Here is a 1,896-nt window from a genome sequence, read left to right as displayed (position 1 = left end):
GCGGGGCATGTGTCCTCCGGAGCGCCGAAGGCGCGTAACATACCAGCCTGGCCTGAAGGGCCAGGTGATGGGTTTCAAAACAGGCAAGAGGGCTGAAGGCCCGAAACAAATTGGGGATTGAACGGCCAGGCGAGATGATGTTCCGGGCTTTCAGCCCTGTGGGATTTTTGGGGGGAACCGGTTTCCTTGGCCTTCAGCCAAGGCTGGTATGTGACGCGCCGTTGGCGCTGAAGAGGTGACAACCGTATCGTGGGGGTATGTTACGCGTCGTTGGGGCTGGGGAAGGGGAACTGGTTTCCTTGGCCTTCAGCCAAGGCTGGTATGTCTCGCGCCGTTGGCGCTGGGGAATACCGGCTAATCGCGGCCCGCGAACCGCACGGCATCGTACCCGGTTTCGCCGGTGCTTACCCCGCAGTTGGAGATGCCGCCCGTGCCCCCGGTTGCGGACTACTGGTCGAGTTCTTCCACGATAAATGTCAGCGTCTTGCGTTCGCCCTGGCGATCGATCTCGAGCGAGATGGCATCCCCCACGAAATGGTCCCAGATGGCGAAATCGATGTCGCTCGAGCGGACCACTTCGTGTCCGGCAATGCCGATGATTACGTCGCCCGGGCGCAATCCGGCCTTGTACGCGGGGCAGTCGCGCAGGATGTTCACCACGAGGCAGCCGTGGTCGATGGTGATTCCCTGTTGGCGCGCGAAATCGGGATGCAGGTCCACCACGTCCTCGACCTTGAACCCCGCCCAGGGGTCGCGCCGCCGGCCATAACGTTGGAGTTCGGCCACCACGCGCCGGGCACGGTCGATGGGAATGGCAAACCCCAACCCGACGCTTCCGCCGCTCTGGCTGAAGATCATGGTGTTTATGCCGATAACCCGGCCCTTGGCGTTCACCAGCGGGCCGCCGCTGTTGCCCGGGTTTATGGCGGCGTCGGTCTGGATCATGTCTTGATACAGGCGCTCGCCCTCGCCGATGCTGGGGCTCAGACGGCGGTTTTTCGCCGAAACCACTCCCACGCTGACCGTTGGTTGGGGATCGCTGATCAGCGGTCCGAAGGGGTTCCCGATGGCGATGACCCACTCGCCGATATAGAGGTCTTCGGATTCGCCCAAGGCCGCAAACGGCAGGTTCGCGCCCTCGGCCTTGAGAAGCGCCAGGTCGGTGCGAGGGTCGACGCCCACGATTTGAGCCTTGAGGTCGCGGCCGTCCGACAACGTCACGGAGGCGATGCCGCTGGCCCCCTCGAGAACGTGGTAGTTGGTGAGAATATGCCCTTCGGCATCGATTATGAACCCGCTTCCCACGGAATCGACACGCCGGTTCTCGACACGGTGGCGGGGCGAGGGCAGATCGAAGAACTCCCAGAAATCGCGGAACATCGGGGGGACTTCCTCGCGCGTCTCCACGACGTTGATGGACACCACCGCCGGGGAAGCTTCCTCGATGGCCTGCACAATGGCATTGCGCCGCGAAAGCTCGACATCGTCTTGTGCCGGGACCGCGGCCGTCGCAACCAATGCCACCAGACTGCAAAAGAACATTTCGCGGTACATGATCGCCGGCCCTTTCCTGGTTCTTATGCGTGGCATTGTCTCTCCGTGTAAAAACACCCGGCAACTCCGGGGTTGCGGACCCGCCGAAAGAGCCCGGAAGCCGATGCCCGAAGCGCGAGAAGCCCGAACCGGCCCTGCTTGACCCTACGGGGCTGCAGGGCCAATGCATCCCACTCGCTGGACAAGCACACGACCCGCAACAGCGGTTCCCACTGCTCTTCACGACCGCACGATCGGAGTCTGGTCTTCCAGCGACTCCGCAGTCCCGTTTCTCAGCTGTGGGCAGCTCCTAGTTGACACCCTGGGCGGGGGCGGCCTCCGGCGGGACTGACTGTCCGGTTG

1 protein-coding gene is annotated in these 1,896 nt (G+C 63.2%); it reads right to left on the bottom strand.

Going from position 1 to position 1,896, the window contains the following annotated elements; genetic code table 11:
* Nucleotides 1–447: 447 nt before the first annotated feature.
* Nucleotides 448–1,590, bottom strand: a complete 1,143-nt coding sequence (locus PLJ71_21215) for a trypsin-like peptidase domain-containing protein (protein HQM51209.1) — start codon at nt 1,588–1,590, stop codon at nt 448–450.
* Between the last annotated feature and the right edge of the window lie 306 nt (nt 1,591–1,896).

It is taken from the genome of Candidatus Hydrogenedentota bacterium, from assembly GCA_035416745.1.
Classification (GTDB): Bacteria; Hydrogenedentota; Hydrogenedentia; order Hydrogenedentales; family SLHB01; genus UBA2224.
Note: the sequence above shows the minus strand (reverse complement) of the source record. Positions and strands in the feature narration are given on the sequence as shown.